Below are 18,537 nucleotides of genomic sequence, written 5' to 3'. Positions count from 1 at the left end.
TCGATGCCACCGACGCTGGCTCCGACGAGATGTCGCCGAAAAACCGCACCTCGCTTGCGCTCGCCATTCGCAACCGCCACCGAAATCTTCAGCTTGGAGGTATCCAAGCCGATGAAAATTACGCTATCTTCTTTCATGGTTCGCCCTCGCTAAGCGTGGGGCTCGGCTCCGGCCAATCCAGAGCAACCCCCGAATTCAGCTTATCGCGGGGGCGGGCCACCTTCACCTCACGAACATACGGTCTAGAGGGATGGGCCTCACCTCCAATCGGCCTTGTGCAGAACGAGGATATCGTCGAGCAATTTTCGACATCCGCATCCTATTTCGGGCTAAGCGGGACCCTCCCAGAGGGACGAATTCCGTTCCGTGCCGCAGACCATATTCAAGCTGCAATGCCTCTGTCTCGCCGTGGCGGAAACGCGCGGCTTGACGCTTGAGACGCCGCACGCAGGGCGCAAGAACGGCAATGGTCATCTTGAAATTCAATCGCGCTTGATGCCCCGATAGTCGATCAAGGCGCCTCAGAGCGCCATGGCAACCTCGCGTCCGCGGCCCAGTCGGGTCATCCAATCCGACAGGGTAGCGTCTGTCCTGACCTGCGTTCCGTAGTGGCGACGCAGTGCGGCCACGAGCCGACCTTCCCGCTCGAGCTGGTCGTCGGCAAACTGGATCATCAGCGAGTTTGGCCAGGCTTGCGGACGGATCGCGCGCAACGTTTCGAAGATGAAATCCTCATCCTTGTCGGGCTGAGCCTGCGCCATGATGGCCGTCATCGCGGCCGTCGAGCGCGAGACGCCCATGTGGCAGTGGACAAGAAGACGGCTAGGCGCCTCGCTGTCAATTGCCGCACCGAAGTCGAGTATTGTTTCAACATGAGACGGGTTCGGCAAGATCAGCCCCGGCTGCGGATCGATAATGTCGTGCAACCTCAGTACGATCCGGTGCACTGATCCGTAGTGTTCGAAATCCTCAATCTCCGGCAAATCGGGATCGACGAGCGACAGCACATGAGTGACGCCGCTCTTCGAATGACCACCCAATTCCTCAAGACCGCAGATGACTTGGCTGGGGATTTCTAACGTCTGCATGTCACTATGTCCTTGCCGCAAATAGTTTCTTGAAAATTCGACATCGGCCGATGTCCATCGGCGACAGCTTCCCGATTCGATTTCAGCCAGAGAGGAATAATAGACCGCTTCTGCTCAATCTGCATCACTTCGTCGGTCAGGTTTTCTCACAATGCACGCACCCGCCAATCGGCGCATGGCCGAATTCGCCGCGGCCGCTCCGGCACGCAGAAGATTTTAAACTTTAGCTGATAGCTATTTTAGAATGATCAGGAAAGCCCAGCCAAAGATACACAATGGATGAGACAGATCTAATCCCGCCGCAAATTCTGACCTCTATGCTGCTGCGAATGTTCGAATCCGCGCCAATTGCCATGGCCATCACGACGAGCGATACCGCAACGTCGAGCTACCTGAAAGTCAACGAAGCCTATTTGAAGCTCACTGGCCGCAAGTGGAGCGACATCCGCGGAAAGAAGCTAACGTCCGAAGGGGCCGCGATCGATAGCCCCGCGAGAGACCGGCGGCACCGCCTGCTTGCAGAAGAGGGAGCCTATGTTCTCGAGGAGGTCGATATCCTCCACGCGGACGGCACCGAAATTCCCACTTTGATCTCGGCACAAAGGACCGTCATAGACGGCGTCTCCTTTGACGTTGAGGTTATTATCGATGTTTCCGCCCGTGTAAAACTCCAGCGCGAAATGGATTTGGCCCTGCGCAGTGCCGCAATGACCGATGCGCTCTCCGGACTGCCGAACCGAGCCTGCTTCGAGGAATTCATGACGGAGTCGATATCGCTGGCGCGCGCGTCGAGCAAACGACTGAGACTGGCATTCATAGATCTCAACGGCTTCAAGGCCATAAACGACACGATGGGTCACGCGGTCGGCGACGAGGTCCTGAAAGTTGTGTCGCGGCGGCTGCGCGAGCGGTGTCGGCCGGCGGATTTCGTCGCTAGAATAGGCGGCGACGAGTTTGTCGCGCTGCTGGAGGCCGATCCGACCGGTGCCGACAAGGATATTCCTCTCCTCAATCGGGTCATGGAGCGAGTGTTCGAGCCGATCGGATTTGATGGACACATGATCAGTATCGGCGCCGCGATCGGCGTTGCGCTGCTGGATCCCTCGAAAGACACCGCCGCCACCCTCCTCAAAAAGGCGGACAAGTGCATGTATTTCGCCAAGAAATCAGGTGAGCGCCTGCGCCTGGAAATTGCCCGGTAGTTACCCGCGCATTGCAAGTACGCACAAAACTCGGTCCGCAACCTGTCACGCGACGCGCCGGCGCCATAGGTTGCCGGGCAGATAACGGATCTTTTACTGATCGAGCCTGATCTGCAGCTTCACGTCGGCGGGGCGCGCTTCGGTTGCGCGCTCAAAGGCCTTGATCGAGTCTTCGAAGGCGAAGGTTTCCGAAATGAGCGGCTTCAAATCGACCCGGCCGGAAGCGATCAGCGCGATCGACCGATCATACTGATGTGCGTAGCGAAACACCGTCTCAATCCGGATCTCCTTGGTCGATGCCGTCGATACGTCAAAGCCGACAGGAGCAACTGGCAGGCCGACGGCGACAATCACGCCGCCCGGACGTGGGAGGTCCATGACGGTTTCCCATGCCCTCGGCGAGCCAGAGCATTCAAAGACGACATCGGCGCCCCAGTCATCCGTCAAGCGCATGACTTCCTCCACCAGGTTCTTCTCGCGGATGTTGACCGGGATGACGCCCTGGTATTTGGCCGCGATATCGAGTTTCGGCTGGGCGAGATCGGCAACGATTGCCCTGGCGCAGCCGCCGGCCAGAGCGGCAATTGCAACCATCGTGCCGATTGGTCCTGCGCCGAGCACGACCGCGGTATCGCCTGGCGCAATCTTCGCCTTGCCCGCAGCCTGCATGCCAACGGCAAAAGGCTCCACCATGGCGCCTTCTGCGAAGCTGACATTGTCGGGAAGCTTGAAGGTATAGTTGGCCGGGTGCACTACGAAAGGCGTCAGCACGCCATGGATCGGCGGCGTCGCCCAGAACCGCACCGCCGGATCGACGTTGTACATTCCAAGTCGGCTCGCCCGCGAATTGGCGTTGGGAATGCCCGGCTCCATGCAGACGCGGTCGCCGACTTTCAAGTGCATGACCCCCTCTCCGACCTCAACGATGGTGCCTGCCGCCTCGTGACCAAGCACCATCGGTTCATTGACGACGAAAGGGCCGATCCGCCCGTGCGTGTAATAATGCACATCCGAGCCGCAGACGCCCACGGTGTGGATCTTGATCTTGACCTGCCCCGGCCCGACGGCCTGCGGCAGTTCGATATCACGCAATACCAATTCGTGTTGGCGCTCAAGAACCAGGGCACGCACTTTCGTCATCTATGCATTCCTTCGTGTTCAACTCTGCAAACGCTCCCGTCGCTGGACCAGGGCAATACGGCATCTATATATAGCCTGGAGGTGCCTAGCAAAATGACTTTTCGCCGGTTCGCCTTGTGAAAGGTGACATGCCGGAGCGGGGTTGCACCGATTCTAGTATTATAATATGATTATATGCGTAGTTCTTGACTGCTTTTGAAGAAAGCCTCGGGCAACCTTATTTCGGCAGCATATTTTATTATTGTTTCGGCAGGGCCAAATCATCGGCGGGGAGCACGAGATCGACCATGGTCTACGACTGGACAGGACAACGCGCGCGTCGCGCGAAAGCGGTTCGCTTTGTAACTATCGCCTTATTCGTCATTCTGATCGTCGGCTTGCCGGCCCTATTCATGCGTTAGCCGGACACGACGAAGAATAGAGGCTATTTGCCGTTGTTCCGGCTTGTCTGCTTGGCGATCGCATCCGCCTGGATCTCCGTCAGAAACGGCGAGCTGACCTGCCCCGCGCCGATGCTTAGTGCGTCGCCCAGCGGTTCATCCCTGCTTTGATGGTCGTGCCGGTCATGTTTTGCATTGGCGGTCGCCTTTTCGTCCTCCCATATCGCGCTCGATTTCGACTGATCCTTGGCTTTGGTTTTGTCGTCGCGGTCGGTCATGATTGCCTCCACTGGCTTCGTATAGACAATACCAGCAAATAGCAGGTTTCGCTTGGAAACTCGACGGACTTCAAACGGCCTGTTTTGCCGTTGGCTTCGGCTTTCGGGAGACGTTGTCGCCGGCCTTCGGATCAAGGCGCAGGCAATCGACGACCGCAAACAGGGCGATGATGCCAAGCAGAATGAAGGCCAGCCGAAACTCGATCGCCGGCAGGCCGCCGAGCCCCATCGGCCCGGCGACAGCCTGCCCGATGCGGATGCCGATAGCACCGACGGCGATGCCCATTCCCATGGTCAATTGGAACGCCGTGCTGAACAACGTATTGGCGCCGGTCATCTGCCGTGCCGGGATATCTGCAAAAGCGATGGTATTCAGCGCGGTAAAATGCATCGAGCGGCACATCCCGCCCAGAAACAGGACAATCAGCATCGCGGCAAGTGGCGTATCTGGCGAGAACAAGGCGCAGGCAGAGATGAGGAGCGCATTGGCGATGCCGTTGACAATGAGCACGGGCTTGAAACCGAAGCGCCTGAGAATCGGCGTTGTCGCCGGCTTCATCGCGAGATTTCCGGCAAAAACGGCAAGCGTGATCAGACCGGCGTGAAAGGCGCTCAGCCCGAACCCGACCTGGAACATCAACGGAAGAAGGAAAGGAACGGCGCCGATGGCGATACGAAAAAGCGAACCGCCCGATATGGTGACGCCGAAGGTTGGCAGTCTCATGCCAGAAAAGTCGATCAGCGGGTTGGCCTTTCCACGAAAGTGAAAGACCGCCCCCGTGAGAAGGACGGCACCGACGAATAGATAAGCTGCTGCCTGCAGCCACAATGGCTCCGGCCGTCCGATCAATTCAAGCCCGTACATCAGGCTCCCAAGGCCCAACCCGCTGACGATAAACCCGAGCCAATCGAAGGGAGGTGTGCCGGCCTGTTTGGTCGATGGGATAAGGATGAGTGCAAAGACCAGAGCGAAAACGCCGAGCGGCAGGTTTAGGAAGAAAATCCATCGCCAGGTGGCGTGGTCGGTGATGAAGCCGCCGAGCGGCGGACCGAGAACCGGTGCCACCAAGGCCGGCCAGGTGATCGTCGCGATCGCGGATATCAGCTGATGCTTGGGCGTATTGTTGAGAACGACGAGCCGGCCCACCGGCACCATCATCGCTCCGCCTATCCCCTGGAGTATGCGCGCGGCAACGAAAGATCCAACGCCATTGGCAAAGCCGCAGAGAACCGAGGCGAGCGTAAAGATCACGACTGCGGATGCAAAGACCGGGCGAGCGCCGAACCGATCGCTGATCCAGCCGCTGATCGGAATGAACACCGCAAGCGTCAGCAGGTAGGCGCTCATGCCGATGTTGAGATCGACCGGCCGGGCGCCGAAGGATACGGCCATCTGCGGCAATGCCGTCGCGATAACCGTCCCGTCGAGGTTTTCCATGAAGAACGCGCCTGCGACGAGGAGCGCGATCAGCAGCGGCCGGGAATTTGCAGCTGGCTTGGCTGCCGCCGACCGGTCAGTGGATATGTCAGCCATAAAAGATTGCTCCGACTCTCGGCCACGGGTGCGGCACGATAGTTAATCCGTCGTCGGCGACTGTCGAGTGCATTTTCGCCTTTTTATGGCGCGTGCGAGCGCATTTATCGGTCAATGCGACATCGCCTCCTGGGCATCGGCATTCGAAGACGGCTTGCGTCCGACATGATGGGAAATCGGAATGAGCCAGGTGGTGGCGAATGTCAGGATAGCGACCACGAAGACGCCCGAGAAGCTCCAGTGAAGCGCCGAATTGAACACCAACCGGATCGCGGGGTCCGTCGAGAGGTTGGAAAGCCCGGTCGGCTGGTTGAGGATGTCGTGCAGTCGCCTCGCCAGATCGCCGCTGCCGAAATGAGCGATGCCGACATTGAGCACCGCGCCGAGCGCCGTCGCGCCAAGCGTGTTTCCGAGGCTTCGCGAAAAGATGATCGACGCCGTGGCGCTGCCGCGCATCGACCATTCGACGCTATCTTGGACCAGGACGATGCTGCTGAGGCTGATAAGGCCCATGCCGAATCCCATGAGGAACGAACCGATGCCGGCGACGATCGGGCTGCTTTCCGGCGTCAGGAAAAGCAGGAAGGCCGCGCCGAACGGGAACATGAGGCTACCGACGCGCAACGTCCGACGGATGCCGAAGGCGCGAAAGAGCCGGCTTGACAGCATGACAGCGAGAGGCCAGCCGACGATCAGCATCGTCAGCGTGAAGCCAGCGACAAGCGGGGAGCGTCCAAGCACACCCTGAACATAGATCGGCAGGATCGTCGTGAGCCCGATCAGAGCCATGCCGGCCAGAAGCGTTGCCGCGTTGCAGGTGGCGATCAGCCGCCTGCTCCATAGCGCGATCGATATGATCGGTTCAGGGGCGCGACGTTCCTGCAGGATGAAGAGAAAGCCGGTGGCGAAGAACAGTGCGGAAAGACAGGCAAGTATCCAGGCCGCAGCATCGGTCTCCGTCAATATGACAAGCAATGAGACGATCGAAATCGAAAACAGGATCGTGCCGAGATAGTCGATCCTGGCCTTCCGGGGCTCAATGTTCTCGTGCAGGAAAAGGGTAAAGCCGAGGATCGTCAGCAGGCCGATCGGCAGGTTGATCCAGAATATCCAGGCCCATGACACATTATCGACAATCAGGCCGCCCGCCAGCGGTCCGATCACCGCCGAGACCGCCCAGACGCTTGCAAGCACACCCTGGACCCTGGCACGTTCCTCAAGCTTATAGAGATCGCCGACGACCGTCATCGTCACGGGTTGGATCGCCCCTGCTCCAATTCCCTGCAGCAGCCGGAAGGCAATCAGCGACGCCATCGACCACGCAAAGCCAGCAAGGGCTGAGCCAACCAGGAAGATAAGTATGCCGCCGACGAGGACCGGTTTGCGGCCGAACATGTCGGATAGCTTGCCGTAAATGACCGTGGTCGTCGACTGCGCCAGCAGGAATGCCGAAAAAACCCAGCTGTAGTATGTGAAGCCCCCGAGCTGTCCGACGATCCGCGGCATCGCAGTTGCCACGATCGTCGCCTCTATCGCAACCATAAACGTTGCAAACACGATTGACGCAATCACCAGCGGACGCTTCGAGCGATCGACATATTCGGACATATCATTTCCTTCAGACGATCTAGCCCAGCCGGAAAGACCTTGGCCAAGCGGCCGGCGGGCGATCGACAAATCTTTAAGATTGAAACTGGAGGGCAAGCGACGGCGAAACAGGTTCGCAACCTTCTCCGCTGCCATTGCATCCCTGCTCGCGCGGATGTCAATCGGCTGACTTTCCGAAAGCGCAATCACGCGTTCACGTTTTTATGAATATTAGAAATTTCGCCGATGGCTCAACACCTTGTTGCGCTCGCGTCGATCACATCACGCCTGATTTGCGGGCTCCTGACCTTGACGACCCTGCAGGCAACACCGAGGTTGGCGGAACAACATTAGAAAACGGGAGTGAACTTGTGAGTGACAAGCTGCTTGATATTCCAGTGAAACGGGCCGACGGGCACGAGACCACCTTGAGCGACTATCGGGGAGAGGTCATCCTCGTTGTCAACGTTGCCTCGAAATGCGGCCTGACCGTGCAATATGAAGGACTAGAAAAACTTTACGAAGACAAGCGAGACCGCGGCTTCGTGATCGCGGCTTTTCCAGCCAACGACTTCAAGGGCCAGGAACCGGGCACCGATGACGAGATCGTCGCATTCTGCACCAGCACCTATGATGTGAAATTCCCGATCTTCTCGAAGATCTCGGTGAAAGGCGAGGAGAAGCATCCGCTTTTCCGCCAGCTGACCGCCGCCGCTCCTGAAGCCATTGGCGAAGGTCCCATGCGCGACCGCTTGAACGGTCATGGCATCGAGACCGGCGACAAGGGCGAGGTTCTCTGGAATTTCGAAAAATTCCTGATTGGCCGCGACGGGAAGGTGGCCGCCCGTTTTGCGCCTGACGTCACCGCCGACGATCAGCGCTTTCTGGCCGTCGTCGACCGGGAACTGGCAAAAGCCAATTAAACCCTCTGGCCTGCGATGCGCTCGCGCCCGCAGGCCAGACTTTCGATAGCGGGTTCGTCAGCCCTTCACGGCACCAGACGTAATACCGCGCACGAACCACCGCCCCGATCCGAAATAGACGATGAGCGGCACAAGTGCCGTCAGGATGGTTGCGGCCATGTTGACGTTGTAGAGCTTTTCGCCCTGCGTCGAATTGACGATGTTGTTGAGCTGCACCGTCATCGGTAGGTTTTCGCGGCCCGCGAATACCACGCCAAAGAGGAAGTCGTTCCAGATGCCCGTGACCTGCAGGATGCCGGCCACCACCAGGATCGGGATCGACATCGGCAACATCAGCAGGAAAAAGATCTGCCAAAGCCCGGCGCCATCGACGCGGGCCGCCTTGAAGAGCTCAAGCGGCAGGCTGGCATAGTAGTTTCGAAACAGCAGCGTCAAAACCGGCAGGCCGAAGACGGTGTGCGTGATGATGATGCAGGGCAAGGTCGAATAGATGCCGATGCCGGCGTAGAGCCGAACTAGGGGATAAAGGAAGACCTGGTAGGGAATGAAGGCGCCGAGCAACAGCACGGCGAAGAGGACATTCGCGCCTGCGACCCGCCAGAAGGACAGCGCATAGCCTGTCAGCGACGCGATGAAGATCGACAGGATCATGCTCGGGATCAGGATCTTTACGGAATTCCAGAAGCCGACGCGGATGCCGCCGCAATTGAGCCCCGTGCATGCGGTGCTCCACGCCTGGATCCAGGCGTCGATGCTCCAGACCTGCGGCAGGGCGAAGATATTGCCTTGCCTTATCTCGGGCATCGATTTCAACGACGTCATAACCATCACATAGAGCGGCAGCAGGAAGAAAGCCGCCGCCATGATGAGAAATGCATAGACGCCGATACGGGCAGGAGAAAAACGCTGCGGCTTTCGCCCCGTCGGACCGTCGGCAAGGGGAATGGAGGAAGATATCACCGTCATCAGGCTGACCCTCTCGGCTTTTCGCGGAAATATTCGTAGTAGAGCCACGGCGTTACAAGGATGACGACGGTCACGAACATCACGCTCGACGCGGCCGTCGCAAGGCCGATATTGGCGCGGCCGAACAGATAATCCATGATGAATTTTCCCGGCACTTCGGTTGCAATTCCCGGGCCGCCGCCAGTGGTCGACAGCACCAGCTCATAGACCCTGACCACCGCGATCGCCAAAAGGACCGTCGCCGTGATGATTGTCGGCCTGAGAATCGGCAAGACTATGTGCAGGTAGACCCGCCATGTCGGTATGCCGTCGATGCGCGTCGCCTTCCAAAGTTCGCTGTCGACACCGCGCAAACCGGCCAGCATGATCGCCATGACCAGGCCGGAGGATTGCCAGATCCCGGCAAGCACTATGACATAGAGCGCCAGGTCGCCGCGAACGATCCAGTCGAACCGGAACCAATCCATGCCCCAGAGATCGGCAACCTTCTGCAGGCCGAGCGTCGGGTTCATGATCCATTGCCAGACGAGGCCCGTCACGATGAAGGACATGGCAAAGGGATAAAGAAAGATCGTGCGGAACGTATTTTCGAACCGGACCTTCTGGTCAAGCATGACCGCGAGCAGGAAGCCGAGCGTGAGGCAGCCTATGATGAACAGGATGCCGAAAATCACAACATTCTGCAGCGATATGTCCCAGCGGTCGGTGTCGAACAGGCGAGCGTAGTTCTTGAAACCGATGAAGGTATTGACCGGCAGAAGCTTGGAATCGGTGAACGATATCCAGATGTTCCAGATCACGGTCACGACATAGGCAAACAGGACGATGACGAAGGCTGGAAATAGCGCGATATAAGGAGAAATCTTGCGCTTGCGCATGGGCTTCATGTTTAGCTCCTTTTCCGAAGACGGAAACCGGCGGCAGAAACCTTCTGCCGCCGTAGAACTGTCGGATCGGGATTACTTGGCCTGTTCGACGACCTTGACCCAAGCATCAGCGAACTGATCGGAGGTCATCGCCGGCGTCGTCCAGTACTGGGCAACAAGGTCGCTCAGGCTCTGCAGCACGTCCTGGCTCGTCAGCACGTCGGCAGCCAGAATTTGGCGGCTTGGGTCCTTGAGGACATTCAGGCCCTTCTGCGCGCAGGCATCGAGCTTCGACGTATCGACATCGAGGCGGACCGGAACGGAGCCCTTCTTCGAGTTGAAGGCAAGCTGGCCCTCCTTGGACATGATGACCGTTGCAAGCAGGGTCTGCGCTTCGACGGCGTTCGCGTCCTTGAGGACAGGGAACACGAAGATGTCGCCGCCCATCATGAAGTTGGATTCACCCGGTCCTAGGATGCAACCGAAGTCCTTGTCGGCAACTAAGCCGGCATGGATGAACTCGCCCTTGGCCCAGTCGCCCATGAACTGGATGCCGGCCTTGCCGTCGACCAGCATGCCGGTTGCAACGTTCCAGTCACGGTTCGGGCTGCCTTCGTCCTGGTATTTGCGCAGCTTGGCGAAGACTTCCGCGACATGCTTGAATTTGTCGGATTTCACCGCATCCGGATCCAGATCCTTGTAGACCTTCGAGAAAAGCTCCTTGCCGCCGTCACCGAGAAGAATGGAGTTGAACATAAGCTGCAGCTGCCATGGCTGACCGCCGACCGCAACCGGGATGAGGCCGGCTGCCTTGATCTTGTCGAGAGCGACAAACATTTCGTCCCAGGTCTTGGGCTCGTCGGTTACTCCGGCCTTCTGGAAGACCGTCTTGGAATAGAACAGCCAGTTCTGCCCATGGTCGTTGATCGGAGCGCCGTAGATGTGACCCTTGTACTGGATCGCGTTGTAGAAGGCGGGCGTGAGGGCGGTTTTCCAGTCCTGTTTCTGCGCGAGATCGTCGAGCGTACGAAGCAGGCCCTGTTCGGCAAGATCGTTCATCTGCGTACCGGTGTTGAACTGCATTGCCGTTGGCGGGTTTCCGCCGACGATGCGGTTGATGCCGATCGGGCGGGCTGTCGATCCGGAACCTGCGATAGCGGTATCCACCCACTCGCCGCCGGCAGCGTTAAACGCGTTGGCCAATTCGCGCACGGCAGCAGATTCGCCGCCTGACGTCCACCAATGGAGAACTTCGGCCTTTTTTCCTTCCGCCTGGGCGCCTGCGACGCCGACGGTGATCAGGGCGGTCGCCCCGATCAATGCCATTAGAAAATTACGCATATGCTCCTCCTCCTTTTTGTGACGCCACGAGACGCCTGTTCAATCGCCGTGCCCCGCGGCACAAGCCATCAAAATTCTCCCTCCAGGACCTCGACGGGCTCCTCTCCCGGTTCGAAGGCCGCCAAATGCGATATTCTTCGCGCTTGCCGTTTATCAATCTCGCTGTCTGGAAGGACCGCTAACAAGCAATCTATTCATATTCTCTTCTCAAGTGAAACGCCCTTTTTCAACCTTTTGCGGAATTGGGTCCGGACGTCCGCAGCTACTATGGATAGCGACCACCTTGCGCGACTGGGCCGAGCGCTCGAAAGCCGTCATGACTTCAAGCGCGTGGAAGGCAAGTTCCGCCGACACACGGTGCGGACGGCCGGCGCGAAGGGAATCCACCATTTCGGCAGCACCGAGGCCACGCAGTCCGAGATGTCCTGGGACGCCCTCCGTGTAGGGATGATCGACTGGAATGTCCTGCCATTCGTCGCCGCCATCCTCGAAGATTTCCACCTTGCCGCTAAAATTGTTGGGATCTGGCGTTACCATTGTGCCTTTGGAACCGTAAATCTCGACCTGGTTATGCTTGTGCTTGATCACGTCGAAGCTGGTCGCGATGGTAATGGTCGCGCCGCTGTGGAATTGCATGACGCCGGTCAGGTGCGTTGGAACCAGAACCTTGATGGTCTCGCCGCGACGTGGGTCGGTTTTGACCTTCCGTTCGATGCGGGTGATCTTGGCCATGCCGAACACCTCGCGAACCGGGCCGAGCAGAGCGATAAGATTGGTCACGTAGTAGGGGCCGACATCGAGCATCGGTCCGCCGCCGCGGCCATAGAAGAATGCAGGGTTGGGGTGCCAGTGTTCGTGGCCTGGCAAAAGCAGCATCGCCGTTGCCGAAACCGTGTTGCCAATCCGGCCTTCGTCATAGAGCCGGCGCGTCAGCTGGTGGCCGCCTCCGAGAAAGGTGTCCGGCGCGCAGCCAAGACGCAGATCGCCGGCGCGCGCGATTGCCATGAGTTCCTCGGCCTCCTCCATGCTGACGCCGAGCGGCTTTTCCGAATAGACATGCTTGCCGGCCAGAAGCGCTCTCTTGCTGATGGCATAATGCGATGTCGGCGTGGTCAGATTGATGATCAGGCCGATTTCGGGGTCTGCGAGCATCGCGTCGAGGGAGACTGCCTGCAGGCCGAACTGTGCGGCAACCGTCTTGGCTGCCTCTTCATAGACGTCGTAGATCGCCTTCACGCGAATGAAATTGAACATATGCAGCGTCGCGACATAGGTGGCACTGATGTTGCCGGCACCGACGATACCGACCTTCATTGGGCTTTGGGTGTCCATGATCGTGTCCTCATGAGATGGGAATATCGAGTTCGGCCGCGCAATCGCGCAGGTAGTTGATGCCGCGCCGCATCTCGTCGTCGAATTCGGGCGTGGCTTCCCGCATATGGGTCCAGTGCGATGCCCCGGGTGCATCTTCCAATTCGAGCGTGATCGGGCCGGCATAGCCGATGGTTCGAAGTGCCGCGAAGATCGCTTTCCAGTCGATCTTGCCTCGCCCGGGTCGCCAATGGGCGTTTGTGTGGCCTTCGTTGTCGGAAAAATGCGTGTTGAAGATGCGGTCGCCGAGCGCAAGCACGACATAGTGCGGCATGTCGCCGGCAGGGAAAAGATGGCTCGGATCGAAGTTCAGCCCGAGATTGGCAGCGCCCGTGCGCTCGATTAGTCGCAGCATGCCTTGGCCGGAACTCACCCAGCGATAGGGATGGGGTTCGACCGCTACGCGGATACCGGCGTTTGCCGCGATCTCGCAGCCCCTGGCGAAGCCGTCGACGACGGCATCATATTCCGCCGTCCAGTTCCACTCAGGCTCGACCTTCGCGGTCCACTCCTGCGATGTCGGCCGCTGCAGAATGGGACGGATCTCCGATTCAAATGGATAGGGCGTCATGCTGGTCATGATCGGCGATCCGATCTCGGCAACGACGTCGACGCCACGCCTGTAGGCATTGAGATCAACGGTGGAGCATGGCGCTCCCGCGTTGTAGCTGAAGGGCAGATTGTAGAAGAAATTGGTCAGCGTCAGCCCCTCGCCGTCGGCGAGCGCTTTCAGTTCGCGTATCTTAGTTGACGTGTAGTATTCGCCAAGCATCTCGACCGACCACGCGGTCAGTTCGAACCCCTTGCAGCCGGTCCTGGCAAGCCGCTTGAGGAGCGCCTCAAAGGGCGGATTCCAGTTGAATGTCCAGATCGTCGATCCGAAAAAAAGCGAAGTCGGGGCCACATCGTCCTCCCTGGCGGCACCAGTGCTCAACCTTCGACACCGGACCATTGCCTCGTCACTCTATGGCAGATCGGGACTCAAAATGTCGCTGATCTGAAATTCGTAACGTTACGAATGATAGATAAAGGCGGTCTTGTCAATCTTGCATCGATACTGCAAAGCAACAATTATTGAACGCGGATGCAGTAATTGTAACGTTACGAATTGCGCTTTTCCGGCAGGATCGAGTCTGCGGGCTCAGGCCGCAGCGATTGTCAGGAATTGGCTGCGGTGATCGATAAACTCCGCCACAACAAGCTCCCTTAGGTCTGTGACATCCTCACCGGCAATCGACCTGTGCAACAGGCCAGCCAACCGCTCGCCAATCAGATAGTTCGAATAGTAGAAGGCGCTGAGCGGCGGGTTGAAGAAGTCGTGCAGCTTGGTGCCGCCATAGGTGACGATGGCAAAGTCCCTGCCCGCCTCGCGCCCGGCGATGCGTAGCCCCGCCAGAAACCCCAGGGCCGCTTCTTCGCTTGCGACAAAGGCAGCCGTCGCTTGCGGATGCCAGGCCGCGATGTTCGTGGCGATGTCCCGGCCGCTGTTCGGCGTCGTCGGCGTGAAGTGAATGAGATTGTCGGGGACGCTAAGATTGCGCGCGGTAAAGGCTTTCGTCCACCCTTTGACGAACTGCAGGCTGTAGGTGAACTGGCTCGATGGTGCGATGAGCAACGGGGCCGAATGACCCGCATCGAGAAGCATGCGGGCCGCCGTCTCTCCCACCATTTCGTGATCTATATCGACGCTCGGATGCGCGCTCAACAGTTCGGTGCGCCCGAAGGTGACGAAGGGAATATCGGCTTCGAGCAGATATCTGACCCGGTTATCCTGCGGCCGGGTATGCGTGATGATCACGCCGTCGACGGAGCCTTCCTCGACGAGATCCCGCACGATCTGCAGCGGATCGTCGGCCTGGAGCTGAGGCACGACCGTGGTGCGATATCCGAGCGCCTTCATGCGGCTGGAGACGCCCTCGACCAGCGAGGATACCACGATGTTCATATCTCCCTGGCGCTCGAAAGGCAGGACGATGCCGATGGCATTGGTCTTGCCCGTGCGCAGATTGAGGCCCCCGAGATTAGGGCGGTAGCCGAGTTCGGCCGCGACCTTCTTGACCAGCTCGATGGTCTCGCCGTTGACCTCGGGCCCCTCCTTCAGGGCTCGGCTGACCGTCGTCACCGAGAGGCCGAGCGCGGTGGCGACGGTACGCAAGGTCACACGCCTGCCCGGATCCCGCCTCACCCCTCGCACTGACAAAGATCCATGCTGTTTCGGCAATTCCTTGGGCTCCCGATGCTTTGCCGGTGACAATGCCTCGTCGCTGAAATGGCTGCAAGCTCAATGGCTGTCGGGAAGCTTCCTGCGGTCGTCGCCGCAGCGAACTCAAGCTGTCAGATCGGCAACCTTTTGCGTAAGATCGGCAATGTAAGCCTCGGCCGACAAATCGGCGCCTGTCGCGGCCATGAGGATCTCGCTTGGCGTTTTCGATCGCCCGAACTGGTGGACATTGCTGTTCAGCCAGCTCTTAAGGGACGCGTAGTCGCCCTCGTCGAGCCCCTTTTCGATCGAGGCCTCCTTCAAGGCTGCGGCGAACAGCTGGGACGACATGATGTTGCCGAGTGTGTAGGTCGGGAACGATCCCACCATGCCGGACGACCAATGCACATCCTGGAGGACGCCGAGCGTATCGTTCGGCACATCGAGGCCGAGGTAGGCCTTGATCTTTTCCCTCCAGATCGCCGGCAAATCCGGCACCCTGGTCTCGCCTGCCATCAGCCCCGCTTCGATTTCGGAGCGCAGCATGATGTGGAAATCATAGGTAAGCTCGTCGGCTTCCACACGGATAAAGCTCGGGTGGGGAGCGTTGACCGCCCGCCAGAAATCGTCGGTCGATACATCGGAAAGTTGATCGGGAAATGTCCCTCTGAGCTCGTTGAAATGCAGATCCCAGAAGCGCCGTGACCGCCCGACACGGTTTTCCCAAAGGCGGGACTGCGATTCATGCATCCCGAAGCTCGCACCGCCGACTGCATAGAGATTGACGAAGTCGGTGGTGAAGGCAGAGCGCGAGAAGTCTTCCGAGATACCCTGCTCGTAGATCCCGTGACCGGCCTCGTGCCAGACGGCAAAGAGGCCGCCCGGCAGCCAGGTCTCGCGAAAGCGAGCGGTGATGCGCACGTCCGAGCGCGTTAACGAAATCTCGAACGGATGAACAGTGTCATCGAGGCGACCACGCCTGAAGTCATATCCCATCCGTGCTGCCATCGCGCTCGAAAAGGCCCGCTGCTGTTCGATCGGATAGGCGCGGTCAAGGATGTCGCCTCTTGTGCGGGCCTCTTTTGCCTCCGCCAGCAGCGGCACCAGCGCCTGGCGCAAGTCCCCGTAGAGACCACGCATCCGCGACCAGCTCATGCCGGGTTCGTAGGTGCCGACCAACGCATCGTAGGGATGCTCGGCAAAGCCGATGGCGGCAGCGATCTCGCGCTGCATTTCCATTGAGCGTTCCAGCATCGGCGCGAAGCCGGCAAAATCGTTAGCCGCCCGCGCAGCGGCCCACGCAGCTTGCGCCCGCGTCTTCAGCTCCGCCGAGGCCGCGACAAGTCGCGCCGGAATCCGGGACAACGTGCCGATGGAGGCGGCAGCCTGCTCCACCGCCAGTCGTCGGACATCGCCTGCCGGCAGGTACGCAAGCTCAACACGGGCACTCTCGATCGCACGCTGCATCGTCTCGCCAGTAGAAAGGTCGCGGGCAAGGCCGACAAGGGTCGCGATCTGCTTGCCGCGTGCCTCCACCGCGACCGGCGGCATCATGGTGCGCGAATCCCATGTCAGTAGGTTCACTGCACAAAGGATGTCGTTCACCTTCGCGGTTTCCGCTTCGAAGTTTGCAAAGCTCATGGGATGAAGGCCTCCTGAAGCCGCGACGCTTCGGGCGCGCCGAATTCCGTCAGATGGCAAGCAGCACTTTGGCCGTGGTCGCGCGGCGTCAACACCGGTCGCTGCGCGATGCAACGCTCAAATACATGCGGGCAACGACTAGCGAACGGACAGCCTTTCGGCACGTCCAGCGGGCTCGGCAACTCGCCGCGCGTTGCAGCCACACGGCTGCGACGAGCCGGATCGAGCTCGGGTGCGGCGTCGAGAAGCGCCTTCGAATAGGGGTGGCGCGGTGCGGTGAACAGCGCCTCTGACGGGCTGATCTCCATCACCTGCCCGAGATACATTACGGCCACGCGGTGCGATATATGCCGCACCAGCCTTAGGTCATGCGCTACGAAGACGACTGTTAGTCGAAGCTGATTCTGCAATTGAAGCAACAGGTTGACCACCTGCGCCTGCACCGAAACATCAAGTGCCGAAACCAGTTCGTCAGCAACGATTACTTCCGGTTCGACAGCCAGCGCACGGGCGATGCCGATGCGCTGGCGCTGTCCGCCGGAGAATTCGTGCGGATAACGGCCGGCCGCATCCTGCGGCAGACGGACGAGTTCGAGCAGTTCGGCGATGCGCCCGGGGATTTCCGCCTTTGGGCGCATCCCGTGCACGTTCAGCGCCTCGCTTAGAACCTGGGCGACGGTCATGCGCGGATTGAGTGAGCTATAGGGATCCTGGAAGATCATCTGGACGCGACGATTGAAGCCCCGACGCTCGGCGGGCTTCAACTGTGCGATGTCCTTTCCTTCAAAGCGAATGGCGCCTTCGTCGGGATCGAGCAGGCGGACAAGGCAACGCGCAAGGGTCGACTTGCCGCAACCGGATTCGCCGACGATGCCAAGGGTTTCGCCACGATGGACCTCGAGCGTAACATTGCTCAAAGCATGAACTGCAAGCGGCGGTTTGCCCGCGAGCCGTCGTGTCAGCGAGAAAGGCCCGGCAAAGCGCTTGGTGACGCCATCGACTGAAATGATCGGAATTGCCACGCTCATACGATCGCCTCCATCGCAGCCACCTCTTCATGGTGGAAACAGGCAGCAAGCCTTCCCGGCGCGACCGGGGCAAGCGGCGGGCGCGCGCGTCGACATTCGTCGGTCGCAAAGCTGCAGCGCGGGTGGAACGCGCATCCCGTCGGCAACGCCGTCAGGCTTGGCGGCGTGCCGTCGATCGAAGACAGCATCGTGCGCACTGCCTGCCCCCGTGGCACAGAGCCTAGCAGGCCACGCGTATAGGGATGGCGCGGCTGTGCGAAAACATCGGCGACGGTGCCGGTCTCGACAATCCGGCCGGCATACATCACCGCCATGCGGTCGCAGGTCGCCGCGACGACGCCGAGGTCGTGAGTGACCAGCACCACGCTCATGGCGAGCCGGTCGCGAAGGTCGAGCAGGAGTTTCAGGATCTGGTCCTGGATGGTGACATCGAGCGCCGTCGTCGGCTCGTCGGCAAGCAGCAACTTCGGCCAACAGGCAAGTGCGATCGCAATCATCGCCCGCTGGCGCATGCCGCCGGAAAACTGGTGCGGATATTCCCCGAGCCGACGTTCCGCCGCCGGGATGCCGACGATGTTCATCAGTTCCAGCGCCCTTGCCCGCCGCTCGCGCCGGTTGAGGCTGGTGTGAGCGACGAGGCTCTCCTCGATCTGCTGGCCAACCGGCAGGACCGGATTGAGCGCGGTCATCGGCTCTTGGAAAATCATCGCGATCTCGCTGCCGCGAATGCGGCGGAGTTCCTCGTCCGACATGGCCACGAGATCGCGCCCGCCCCATTCGACCCGCCCGCGAACATGGCCGGGCTCGCGGATGAGCCGCATGATCGAGCGCAAAGTGACGCTCTTGCCCGAGCCGGACTCGCCGACAAGCCCGACGACCTCGCCCGGCGCCACATCGAAGTCGACGTCGGCGGCAGCGATTGCCGTGCCGCGTGCCGTGTCAAAAGTGGTGGTCAGGCCTCGAACGATCAGCCCGGCATTGTCGCTTGCCAT

The 18,537-nt window shown here is 59.7% G+C and carries 16 protein-coding genes and 1 pseudogene; 2 read left to right on the top strand and 15 right to left on the bottom strand.

The window, feature by feature from the left end; all coding sequences use genetic code 11:
* Window positions 1–137: pseudogene (locus AB4Z52_RS23155) on the bottom strand (IS110 family transposase); the annotation flags it as partial.
* A 384-nt stretch (window positions 138–521) separates the two neighbouring features.
* A complete protein-coding gene (locus AB4Z52_RS23150) occupies window positions 522–1,088 on the bottom strand; it encodes a tyrosine phosphatase family protein (protein WP_442220241.1) in 567 nt (188 codons plus the stop codon).
* Between the two features lie 275 nt (window positions 1,089–1,363).
* Between AB4Z52_RS23150 and AB4Z52_RS23145 the strand changes: the two genes are divergently transcribed.
* Window positions 1,364–2,290 carry a diguanylate cyclase domain-containing protein gene (locus AB4Z52_RS23145; protein ID WP_442220240.1) on the top strand — a complete coding sequence of 309 codons (927 nt, stop codon included), beginning with the start codon at window positions 1,364–1,366 and terminating at the stop codon, window positions 2,288–2,290.
* Window positions 2,291–2,383: 93 nt separating this feature from the next.
* Here the strand turns inward: AB4Z52_RS23145 and AB4Z52_RS23140 are convergent, their stop codons facing one another.
* From AB4Z52_RS23140 to AB4Z52_RS23125, 4 genes are all read right to left on the bottom strand, one after another.
* Window positions 2,384–3,430, bottom strand: a complete 1,047-nt coding sequence (locus AB4Z52_RS23140; protein WP_442220239.1) for an NAD(P)-dependent alcohol dehydrogenase — start codon at window positions 3,428–3,430, stop codon at window positions 2,384–2,386.
* A 424-nt stretch (window positions 3,431–3,854) separates the two neighbouring features.
* Window positions 3,855–4,088 carry a hypothetical protein gene (locus tag AB4Z52_RS23135; RefSeq protein ID WP_442220238.1) on the bottom strand — a complete coding sequence of 78 codons (234 nt, stop codon included), beginning with the start codon at window positions 4,086–4,088 and terminating at the stop codon, window positions 3,855–3,857.
* A gap of 70 nt (window positions 4,089–4,158) precedes the next feature.
* Window positions 4,159–5,622, bottom strand: coding sequence for an MFS transporter (locus AB4Z52_RS23130; protein ID WP_442220237.1), 1,464 nt, complete (start codon window positions 5,620–5,622; stop codon window positions 4,159–4,161).
* A 111-nt stretch (window positions 5,623–5,733) separates the two neighbouring features.
* On the bottom strand, window positions 5,734–7,230 hold the full coding sequence (locus AB4Z52_RS23125) for an MDR family MFS transporter (RefSeq protein ID WP_442220236.1): 1,497 nt from the start codon (window positions 7,228–7,230) through the stop codon (window positions 5,734–5,736).
* A gap of 350 nt (window positions 7,231–7,580) precedes the next feature.
* Between AB4Z52_RS23125 and AB4Z52_RS23120 the strand changes: the two genes are divergently transcribed.
* Entirely contained in the window at window positions 7,581–8,132 is a 552-nt protein-coding gene (locus AB4Z52_RS23120; protein ID WP_442220235.1) for a glutathione peroxidase, read from the top strand.
* 57 nt (window positions 8,133–8,189) lie between these two features.
* Here the strand turns inward: AB4Z52_RS23120 and AB4Z52_RS23115 are convergent, their stop codons facing one another.
* The 9 genes from AB4Z52_RS23115 to AB4Z52_RS23075 all read right to left on the bottom strand — a co-directional run bounded on the left by AB4Z52_RS23115 (window position 8,190) and on the right by AB4Z52_RS23075 (window position 18,537).
* Window positions 8,190–9,098: a carbohydrate ABC transporter permease gene (locus AB4Z52_RS23115; protein ID WP_442220234.1), complete on the bottom strand. Its 909-nt coding sequence runs from the start codon at window positions 9,096–9,098 to the stop codon at window positions 8,190–8,192.
* The gene (locus AB4Z52_RS23110) at window positions 9,098–9,985 is read right to left on the bottom strand and encodes a carbohydrate ABC transporter permease (protein ID WP_442220233.1); all 888 of its coding nucleotides are present in this window, start codon (window positions 9,983–9,985) and stop codon (window positions 9,098–9,100) included. Before AB4Z52_RS23110 ends, AB4Z52_RS23115 begins: the two co-directional genes overlap by 1 nt.
* 72 nt (window positions 9,986–10,057) lie before the next feature.
* Window positions 10,058–11,305: an ABC transporter substrate-binding protein gene (locus AB4Z52_RS23105; RefSeq protein WP_442220232.1), complete on the bottom strand. Its 1,248-nt coding sequence runs from the start codon at window positions 11,303–11,305 to the stop codon at window positions 10,058–10,060.
* 207 nt (window positions 11,306–11,512) lie between these two features.
* Complete coding sequence (locus AB4Z52_RS23100; RefSeq protein ID WP_442220231.1) at window positions 11,513–12,637, bottom strand: Gfo/Idh/MocA family protein; 1,125 nt, start codon at window positions 12,635–12,637, stop codon at window positions 11,513–11,515.
* A gap of 10 nt (window positions 12,638–12,647) precedes the next feature.
* Window positions 12,648–13,580, bottom strand: a complete 933-nt coding sequence (locus tag AB4Z52_RS23095; protein ID WP_442220230.1) for a sugar phosphate isomerase/epimerase family protein — start codon at window positions 13,578–13,580, stop codon at window positions 12,648–12,650.
* Window positions 13,581–13,817: 237 nt separating this feature from the next.
* A complete protein-coding gene (locus tag AB4Z52_RS23090) occupies window positions 13,818–14,837 on the bottom strand; it encodes a substrate-binding domain-containing protein (RefSeq protein ID WP_442220229.1) in 1,020 nt (339 codons plus the stop codon).
* A gap of 165 nt (window positions 14,838–15,002) precedes the next feature.
* Complete coding sequence (locus AB4Z52_RS23085) at window positions 15,003–16,517, bottom strand: carboxypeptidase M32 (protein ID WP_442220228.1); 1,515 nt, start codon at window positions 16,515–16,517, stop codon at window positions 15,003–15,005.
* Entirely contained in the window at window positions 16,514–17,545 is a 1,032-nt protein-coding gene (locus AB4Z52_RS23080; protein WP_442220227.1) for an ABC transporter ATP-binding protein, read from the bottom strand. The genes AB4Z52_RS23085 and AB4Z52_RS23080 overlap by 4 nt, the downstream gene beginning before the upstream one ends.
* Window positions 17,542–18,537 (bottom strand): ABC transporter ATP-binding protein, encoded by a 996-nt coding sequence (locus tag AB4Z52_RS23075; RefSeq protein ID WP_442220247.1) that lies wholly within the window; start codon window positions 18,535–18,537, stop codon window positions 17,542–17,544. The genes AB4Z52_RS23080 and AB4Z52_RS23075 overlap by 4 nt, the downstream gene beginning before the upstream one ends.

Origin of the sequence: Rhizobium sp. 2YAF20, assembly GCF_052114685.1 — a bacterium.
In the GTDB taxonomy this organism is placed as follows: Bacteria; Pseudomonadota; Alphaproteobacteria; order Rhizobiales; family Rhizobiaceae; genus Rhizobium.
The sequence above is the reverse complement of the archived record's forward strand: the minus strand, read 5'-3'. Positions and strand labels throughout refer to the sequence as shown.

Bases quoted from the DNA above. Each gene is read 5' to 3' on its own strand.
- AB4Z52_RS23105 (WP_442220232.1), bottom strand. From the start codon at position 11,305: ATGCGTAATTTTCTAATGGCATTGATCGGGGCGACCGCCCTGATCACC.
- AB4Z52_RS23145 (WP_442220240.1), top strand. From the start codon at position 1,364: ATGGATGAGACAGATCTAATCCCGCCGCAAATTCTGACCTCTATGCTG.
- AB4Z52_RS23080 (WP_442220227.1), bottom strand. From the start codon at position 17,545: ATGAGCGTGGCAATTCCGATCATTTCAGTCGATGGCGTCACCAAGCGC.
- AB4Z52_RS23125 (WP_442220236.1), bottom strand. From the start codon at position 7,230: ATGTCCGAATATGTCGATCGCTCGAAGCGTCCGCTGGTGATTGCGTCA.
- AB4Z52_RS23100 (WP_442220231.1), bottom strand. From the start codon at position 12,637: ATGGACACCCAAAGCCCAATGAAGGTCGGTATCGTCGGTGCCGGCAAC.
- AB4Z52_RS23130 (WP_442220237.1), bottom strand. From the start codon at position 5,622: ATGGCTGACATATCCACTGACCGGTCGGCGGCAGCCAAGCCAGCTGCA.
- AB4Z52_RS23135 (WP_442220238.1), bottom strand. From the start codon at position 4,088: ATGACCGACCGCGACGACAAAACCAAAGCCAAGGATCAGTCGAAATCG.
- AB4Z52_RS23075 (WP_442220247.1), bottom strand. From the start codon at position 18,537: ATGGCAAGCGACAATGCCGGGCTGATCGTTCGAGGCCTGACCACCACT.
- AB4Z52_RS23085 (WP_442220228.1), bottom strand. From the start codon at position 16,517: ATGAGCTTTGCAAACTTCGAAGCGGAAACCGCGAAGGTGAACGACATC.
- AB4Z52_RS23115 (WP_442220234.1), bottom strand. From the start codon at position 9,098: ATGACGGTGATATCTTCCTCCATTCCCCTTGCCGACGGTCCGACGGGG.
- AB4Z52_RS23110 (WP_442220233.1), bottom strand. From the start codon at position 9,985: ATGAAGCCCATGCGCAAGCGCAAGATTTCTCCTTATATCGCGCTATTT.
- AB4Z52_RS23140 (WP_442220239.1), bottom strand. From the start codon at position 3,430: ATGACGAAAGTGCGTGCCCTGGTTCTTGAGCGCCAACACGAATTGGTA.
- AB4Z52_RS23150 (WP_442220241.1), bottom strand. From the start codon at position 1,088: ATGCAGACGTTAGAAATCCCCAGCCAAGTCATCTGCGGTCTTGAGGAA.